Source organism: Cupriavidus sp. GW821-FHT02F09 (assembly GCF_059421605.1).
Map to the genome: position 1 here is coordinate 388,037 of NZ_JBWKVH010000002.1, position 7,534 is coordinate 395,570.

7 protein-coding genes are annotated in these 7,534 nt (G+C 63.9%); 5 read left to right on the plus strand and 2 right to left on the minus strand.

The features are described 5' to 3' along the window. Positions 1-7: 7 nt before the first annotated feature. Both AC07XB_RS04480 and AC07XB_RS04485 read right to left on the minus strand, forming a co-directional pair. A complete protein-coding gene (locus AC07XB_RS04480; protein WP_006161584.1) occupies positions 8-1,318 on the minus strand; it encodes a homoserine dehydrogenase in 1,311 nt (436 codons plus the stop codon). Between the two features lie 54 nt (positions 1,319-1,372). Further along, the gene (locus AC07XB_RS04485; protein ID WP_183031328.1) at positions 1,373-2,605 is read right to left on the minus strand and encodes a pyridoxal phosphate-dependent aminotransferase; all 1,233 of its coding nucleotides are present in this window, start codon (positions 2,603-2,605) and stop codon (positions 1,373-1,375) included. A 318-nt stretch (positions 2,606-2,923) separates the two neighbouring features. Between AC07XB_RS04485 and AC07XB_RS04490 the strand changes: the two genes are divergently transcribed. From AC07XB_RS04490 to AC07XB_RS04510, 5 genes are all read left to right on the plus strand, one after another. After that, entirely contained in the window at positions 2,924-3,304 is a 381-nt protein-coding gene (locus AC07XB_RS04490; RefSeq protein ID WP_150983650.1) for an Mth938-like domain-containing protein, read from the plus strand. A 145-nt stretch (positions 3,305-3,449) separates the two neighbouring features. Then, entirely contained in the window at positions 3,450-3,914 is a 465-nt protein-coding gene (locus AC07XB_RS04495) for a peroxiredoxin (protein WP_150983651.1), read from the plus strand. Between the two features lie 371 nt (positions 3,915-4,285). Continuing rightward, positions 4,286-6,007 (plus strand): PhoH family protein, encoded by a 1,722-nt coding sequence (locus AC07XB_RS04500; protein ID WP_043347227.1) that lies wholly within the window; start codon positions 4,286-4,288, stop codon positions 6,005-6,007. Positions 6,008-6,217: 210 nt separating this feature from the next. Next, on the plus strand, positions 6,218-6,640 hold the full coding sequence (locus tag AC07XB_RS04505) for a hypothetical protein (protein WP_492826491.1): 423 nt from the start codon (positions 6,218-6,220) through the stop codon (positions 6,638-6,640). A gap of 75 nt (positions 6,641-6,715) precedes the next feature. Continuing rightward, positions 6,716-7,393, plus strand: a complete 678-nt coding sequence (locus tag AC07XB_RS04510; RefSeq protein ID WP_492826493.1) for a C40 family peptidase — start codon at positions 6,716-6,718, stop codon at positions 7,391-7,393. The last annotated feature ends 141 nt before the right edge of the window (positions 7,394-7,534 follow it).

Genomic DNA, 7,534 nt, shown 5'->3' on the forward strand with positions numbered 1-7,534 from the left:
GGTGCGTTCAGTTCAGTTCTTCCATGCGCAGGCGCGTGACGGCCGACAGCACGGTCGGCAGCGCCTCGATCTTGGCGATGGCGGCGTTGACCTGCTTCTCGAGGGTGAGGTGCGAGAGCATGATGATGTCGGTCTGCGGCTCGCCTTCACGCGACTCCTTCTGCAGCATGGCATCGATGGAGATGCCGGCGTCAGCCAGGATGCGGGTGATGTCGGCCAGCACGCCGGTCTCGTCCGCCACGCGCATGCGCAGGTAGTACGAGCTGGTGACTTCCTCGATCGGCAGCACCGGCACGCTGGACAGTTCGTCCGGCTGGAAAGCCAGGTGCGGCACGCGGTGCTCGGGGTCGGCAGTGTGCAGGCGGGTCACGTCGACCAGGTCGGCGATCACGGCCGAAGCGGTCGGCTCGGCGCCAGCGCCCTTGCCGTAGTACAGCGTGGCGCCCACGGCATCACCTTGCACCAGCACGGCGTTCATGGCGCCTTCCACGTTGGCGATCAGGCGCTTGGCCGGCACCAGCGTCGGGTGCACGCGCAGCTCGATGCCGTTTTCGCGGCGGCGCGTCAGGCCCAGCAGCTTGATGCGGTAGCCCAGCTCTTCCGCGTAGCGGATATCCACGGCCGACAGCTTGGTGATGCCTTCCACGTAGGCCTTGTCGAACTGCACCGGCATGCCAAACGCGATCGAGCTCATCAACGTGATCTTGTGCGCGGCGTCGATGCCTTCGATGTCGAAGGTGGGATCGGCCTCGGCATAGCCCAGCGCTTGCGCTTGCTTGAGCACGGTATCGAAGTCCAGGCCCTTGTCGCGCATTTCCGACAAGATGAAGTTGGTGGTGCCGTTGATGATGCCGGCGATCCACTCGATGCGGTTGGCGGTGAGGCCTTCGCGCAGCGCCTTGATGATGGGGATGCCGCCGGCTACCGCGGCTTCGAAAGCGACGATCACACCCTTCTTGCGCGCGGCTTCGAAGATCTCGTTGCCATGCACGGCCAGCAGCGCCTTGTTGGCGGTGACCACGTGCTTGCCGTTCTCGATGGCCTTGAGCACCAGTTCGCGGGCGATGCCATAGCCGCCGATCAGCTCGATCACGATGTCGATCTCGGGGCGGGTGACGACCTCGTTGGCGTCGGCCACCACCTCGACCTGCCCACCGGTCAGCTCGCGGGCGCGCTCGGTGTTGAGGTCGGCCACCATGGCAATCTCGATGCCGCGTCCGGCGCGGCGGCGGATTTCTTCCTGGTTACGTTGCAGCACATTGAACGTGCCGCTACCGACGGTACCGATGCCAAGCAGGCCTACTTTGATGGGATTCATGGACGATCTGACTCTGAGTTGCTGAAAAATGGATTGCGCCGCAAGCGTGCCGGTTCAGGCCGCGCGGCCGTGGCGTTTGCGGTAGGTCTCGAGGAAGCGCCCGACGCGGCTGATGGCCTCGCGCAGGTCTTCCTCGTGGGGCAGGAACACGATACGGAAATGGTCGGGCTTGCCCCAGTTGAAGCCAGTGCCCTGCACCAGCAGCACCTTGGACTCCTGCAGCAGCTCATAAATGAACTCCTGGTCGTCCTGGATCGGGTACATCGACAGGTCGAGCTTGGGGAACAGGTACAGCGCGGCCTTGGGCTTGACGCAGGTGACACCCGGGATCTGCGTGATCAGCTCATGGGCAAGATCGCGCTGGCGGCGCAGGCGCCCGCCTTCGCCCACCAGGTCGTTGATGCTCTGGTAGCCGCCCAGCGCGGTCTGGATGGCCCACTGGGCCGGCACGTTGGCGCACAGGCGCATCGAGGACAGCATGTTCAGCCCCTCGATATAGTCCAGCGCGGGCCGCTTGTCGCCCGACACCACCATCCAGCCGGCGCGGTAGCCGCACGAGCGGTAGTTCTTGGACAGGCCGTTGAAGGTCACGGTCAGCACATCGGTCGACAACGCGGCGATGGACGTGTGGCTATGGCCGTCGTACAGCACCTTGTCGTAGATCTCGTCAGCAAAGATGATCAGGCCGTGTTCGCGCGCGATCGTCACGATGGACTTGAGCAACTCGTCCGAATACAACGCACCGGTGGGGTTGTTCGGGTTGATGACGACGATGGCCTTGGTATTCGGCGTGATCTTGGCGCGGATATCGTCCAGGTCGGGCATCCACTCATTGGCCTCGTCGCACACATAGTGCACCGGGGTGCCGCCCGACAGGCTCACCGCCGCGGTCCACAGCGGGTAGTCCGGCGCCGGGACCAGCACTTCGTCGCCGCTGTTGAGCAGCGCATTCATGGACATCACGATCAACTCGGAGGCACCGTTGCCAACGTAGATGTCGTCCAGCCCCACACCCTCGATATTCTTCTGCTGCGTGTAGTGCATGATCGCCTTGCGCGCGGCGAAGATGCCCTTGGAGTCCGAGTAGCCAGCCGAATTGGGCAGGTTGCGCATCATGTCCTGCTGGATCTCTTCCGGCGCATCGAAGCCGAAGACGGCCAGGTTGCCGATGTTCAGCTTGATGATCTTGTGGCCTTCCTCTTCCATCTGCTTGGCCTTCTCCAGCACCGGGCCGCGGATGTCATAGCAAACATTGTTGAGCTTGTTGGATTTCTGGATCGGTTTCACGGCGATGTTGGCAGGAGGCAAGCGCCACCGGGTAGCGGCGGCTATCTAGGGAATCTGGGTGGAAATGGAGCGGCCCGGGTAGCCTGTGCGCTGCGTTGCAACGCAAAACGTGGCAGGCAGGGAGGCAAAAGCTATAATTTATCGGATTATGACAGACTTCGGCAGGGATTCTTGCATTGCAGCGTGCGCCGCCGGTACCACGGGGCCGCGGCAAAGCCGCCCGGCCCGCCTGCCCCAAAATGCTCTCAACCCGCCCTGCGCTGCCCCGGCCGAGTCGCCGCGCGCGCCGCGAAGGGCAGCGCCAGATAAGGTTCGCCCTTGAAACTCCACGCTGACCAGCCCAATGCCCTCAATACGGTAACGTCGTACGGCCCGGGCTATATCGAAATCAATATGGTGCGCCACACCCAATCCGTGCTGGTCATGCCCGAAGGCGAGATCCGGCCCTGGCCGGTGCAACGCTTCGAAGACCTGGAACCCGCGCACTTCGAGGGCCTGCTGGCGCACTCGCCCGAGGTGGTGCTGCTGGGCACCGGTAGCCGCCTGCGCTTCCCGCATCCCCGGCTGACCGCCTCACTGGCGCGCCTGCATGTCGGGGTGGACGCCATGGATCTGCAGGCCGCCTGCCGCACATACAACATCCTGATGGCTGAAGGCCGCAAAGTGGCGGCCATCCTGCTGCTGGAGGAACCTGCCTGAGCCCGCCCGGCGGCCCGGGAGGCCGGTTCTCTCAAGTTAGGCACACGCCACGCTTGAAGTTAGCCACCCCGCCCCCATCTGCCGCCACCATGGTGGCCGCACTCACGCAGCCGCCCCCTTCCTGTCCCTCCCAGGAGCCATAAGAATGACAACAGCCAGTCTCAGCCAGCCCGTACCCGATTTCAGCGCGCCCGCCACCGGCGGCACGTTCAGCCTTGCCGCCCAGCGTGGCAAGACCGTCGTCCTGTATTTCTATCCCAAGGACAACACCCCGGGCTGCACCACCGAAGCCATGAACTTCCGCGACCAGCATGACGATTTCGTCAAGGCAGGCACGGTGGTCTTCGGCATCTCGCGCGACAGCCTGAAGTCACACGAGAACTTCAAGGCCAAGCTGGAACTGCCCTTCGAGTTGATCTCCGATGGCGATGAAGCCGTGTGCCATCTGTTCGATGTCATCAAGATGAAGAAAATGTATGGCAAGGAAGTGCGCGGCATCGAGCGCAGCACCTTCATCATCGACGGCAAGGGCATCCTGCGCCATGCGCTGCGCGGCATCAAGGTGCCCAACCACGTCGACGAGGTGCTGGAAATCGTGCGCGGACTCTGATCCGGGGCTTGATCCACGGCGATTCAGCCTGGCGCATTAATGCGGCGCAGCAACACCTTCAAAAGTCCTCTCGGCAAGCGATTGCAAAAGAGAAAACCTTCGGATACATTGACCTTTAATGAGTTCAAGATCCGGATGCCACGCTGCTTCATCGTCCCGGCCCAGGCGCACCCTGCCACAGGCCGGTAGCGGACCTGCCGTGTCTCCGGTCCGAAAAAAAGCCGCCAAACCTGCTACCCAGGTTGGCGGCTTTTTTGTTTGTGTGTTTTGTACGCACAGGACACGCTCCCCAAGTACGCGGCGCCATGCGGCCGCGCCAGTGTCCTGCGCCGTTTTCCAGCCGTCTTCTCCCCCTGAAAGGAAAGCCTAGCATGCCGCTGCCGACCATGCCCGCCAAGCCTGCCCAATTGCTTGACCCGAGCGAATTCGCCCCGGTGACCAAGCTGACTAAGGCCAAATCAGCGTCGCAGGGTAAGAAACCTGTGCCGGCGCTGGAGCGTGTGGCCTTGCTGGAAACCGGAACTAGCAAAGCGGAAAATGCGCCGGCCGTGGTGGCCAGCGCCAGCGGTTCGACGCGAGCGCGCACCAAGGATGCGCCGCCGTCCGCGCTGAAGTCCGTGCCGTCGCTGGCCGCCGTGCCCAAGGCTCCCGCCAAGGCCCCCGGCACGACCAACCGTCGCATGCAGAAACACACCGGCCCCAGCAAGCTGTTCGTGTTGGACACCAATGTGTTGATGCACGACCCGTCCTCTCTGTTCCGCTTCGAAGAGCACGACGTCTATCTGCCGATGATGACGCTCGAGGAGCTGGACAACCACAAGAAGGGCATGAGCGAAGTCGCGCGCAACGCCCGCACCGTCAGCCGCACCCTCGATGCGCTGGTGGGCGGCACCGACGGCGTGCTCGACGACGGCTTGCCGCTCGCCAAGCTGGGCAACCGCGACGCGCAGGGCAAGCTGTTCCTGCAAACCAAGCTCAATGAGATCAAGCTGCCCGACGGCCTGCCGCAGGGCAAGGCGGACAACCAGATCCTGGGCGTGGTCAGCGCCCTGCAGCAGCAGTTCCCGGAGCGCCAGGTGGTGCTGGTGTCGAAAGACATCAACATGCGCATCAAGGCGCGCGCGCTCGGCCTGCCCGCCGAGGATTACTTCAACGACCAGGTCCTCGAGGACAAGGACCTGCTGTACTCGGGCGTGATGCTGCTGCCCAACGACTTCTGGGCCAAGCATGGCAAGGGGGTGGAAAGCTGGCAGGACCCGAAGTCCGGCGCGATGTTCTATCGCCTGACAGGCCCGCTGGTGCCTTCTTTCCTGGTCAACCAGTTTGTCTTCCTGGAACCCAGCGACGGCAGCCTGCCGCTGTACGCCCAGGTCAAGGAGATCAACGGCAAGACCGCGCTGCTGCAAACGCTCAAGGACTACACGCACCACAAGAACAATGTGTGGAGCGTGACCGCCCGCAACCGCGAGCAGAACTTCGCGCTCAACCTTCTGATGCATCCGGAGATCGACTTCGTCACCCTGCTGGGCCAGGCCGGTACCGGCAAGACCCTGCTGGCGCTTGCCGCGGGCCTGGAGCAGGTGCTCGACCAAAAGCTCTACAACGAGATCATCGTCACCCGCGCCACCGTGCCGGTCGGCGAGGATATCGGCTTCCTGCCGGGCACCGAGGAAGAAAAGATGCAGCCCTGGATGGGCGCCTTCGACGACAACCTGGAAGTGCTGCAAAAGAGCGACGACAGCGCCGGCGAGTGGGGTCGCGCGGCCACCCAGGAACTGATCCGCTCGCGCATCAAGGTCAAGAGCATGAACTTCATGCGCGGACGTACTTTCGTCAACAAGTTCGTCATCATCGACGAGGCCCAGAACCTGACGCCCAAGCAGATGAAGACGCTGGTAACGCGTGCCGGCCCCGGCACCAAGATCATCTGCCTGGGCAACATCGCGCAGATCGACACGCCTTACCTGACCGAAGGATCGTCCGGCCTTACCTACGTGGTCGACCGGTTCAAGGGCTGGAGCCACAGTGGCCATGTGACGCTGGCGCGCGGTGAACGCTCGCGCCTGGCCGACCATGCCGCGGATGTCCTCTAAGGGGCGGGGGCGCATCATCGCTGAAGACTAAGCTCTCGCAACCTCTGGCACCACCGGATGCCTTGTAGGACCACGACCGGCAGATTTGCCTGCCGGCGTGGCCTAGCATCAAAGCATCCGGAGCGCCCGCCATTTCGGCATCTCGCGTGCCGGCGCTTGGCGGGCGCTTTTTTTTGCCCCTCCCGGCTTGTTGGATCGATGGAGACATTGATGGACAACCATCTGCACCACACACCGCTGCGGCTCGCGCTGGCCAGCAGCGTCGCAATTGCCGCGGCCGCGTTGCTTGCGGGTCCCGCGCTCGCCGCTGACGAAATGGTAATCCGCACCATGGGACCCGTCAGCTACGTCTGCGGCGGCATTGCCGCGGACGAACAACAGCAACTGGACGCGCAGCAAAAGAACTTCAACATGGGCCTGCTGTTCACCCAGGGGGAGCGCGGCGAATTCCTCGCCGACGTAGCCGTCAAGATGACGCGCGAAGGCCACGAAGTGGCCAGCTTTACCGCTTCCGGGCCCAAGTGCCTGATCAAGGCCCCGCAAGGCAGCTACAATATCGAAGCGACTTATAAGGGACAGGCCAAGTCGGTCAACGTGAGTACGGGCACCTACAACGCGCAATTGCGCTGGTAAGGCGCCAGGGGAGGCACCCTCGCCGCGCTGCACCCCTCACGCCACGGCTCCTGGCCCGGGATCGGACCAAGAAGGATGCCTCTGCGCCAGATAGCCCCTGCCGGAAGACGTGTGCCCAGCCTGGCCCACGCCTTCCACACTGCCCGCCTGCCCCTGCTTTGCGCGGCGGCATTGCTGCTCGCCGCCTGCGCTTCGACGCCGCCTGGGCGCTATAGCGCCCAGCCGCGGCCGGCAGGCACCCCCATGGTGGATCCCAGCGCCGGGCTGGAAGAAGTCTCCATCCAGGCGATGTCGCTGGTTGGCACGCCCTATCGCTACGGCGGCAATACGCCTGACTCGGGCTTCGACTGCAGCGGCCTGGTCCGCTATGTGGTGCTGCGCGCCGCCAACGTCGACCTGCCACGCACCACCGAAGCCATGGGCGACCGCGGCGTCTCGCTGGAGCGCAGCCAGGTGGCCTCGGGCGACCTGGTTTTCTTCAATACCACCGGCCGGGCCAATTCGCATGTCGGCATCTATGTCGGGCAGAACCGCTTTGTCCACGCCCCCTCCACCGGCGGCACGGTACGGCTCGAGGACATGACCAAGTCGTACTGGGCCTCCCGGTACAACGGCGCGCGGCGGGTTGCATCGGGAATCAACCAGGCGCCGGCATCGGTCGCGCCCCCGGCCGCACCAGCAGCACCGCCGCCTTCCGTTGCGCCCCCGGCCCCCGTGGATGACGATCCGATTGCCGCGTTCGCCAATCGATAGCCATCGCAATAGCCATCGGCTCCGGCATTCCCGACAAACAAAAAGCCAGGCATAGCGCCTGGCTCAGATTGCTGACAAAGCCTCCCCAACGCGGGAGGCTTTGTTCATAATGGAGCGATGCTAAGAGCACCCGCCCCTTAC

Bases quoted from the DNA above. Each gene is read 5' to 3' on its own strand.
- AC07XB_RS04480 (WP_006161584.1), bottom strand. From the start codon at position 1,318: ATGAATCCCATCAAAGTAGGCCTGCTTGGCATCGGTACCGTCGGTAGC.
- AC07XB_RS04495 (WP_150983651.1), top strand. From the start codon at position 3,450: ATGACAACAGCCAGTCTCAGCCAGCCCGTACCCGATTTCAGCGCGCCC.
- AC07XB_RS04500 (WP_043347227.1), top strand. From the start codon at position 4,286: ATGCCGCTGCCGACCATGCCCGCCAAGCCTGCCCAATTGCTTGACCCG.
- AC07XB_RS04505 (WP_492826491.1), top strand. From the start codon at position 6,218: ATGGACAACCATCTGCACCACACACCGCTGCGGCTCGCGCTGGCCAGC.
- AC07XB_RS04510 (WP_492826493.1), top strand. From the start codon at position 6,716: ATGCCTCTGCGCCAGATAGCCCCTGCCGGAAGACGTGTGCCCAGCCTG.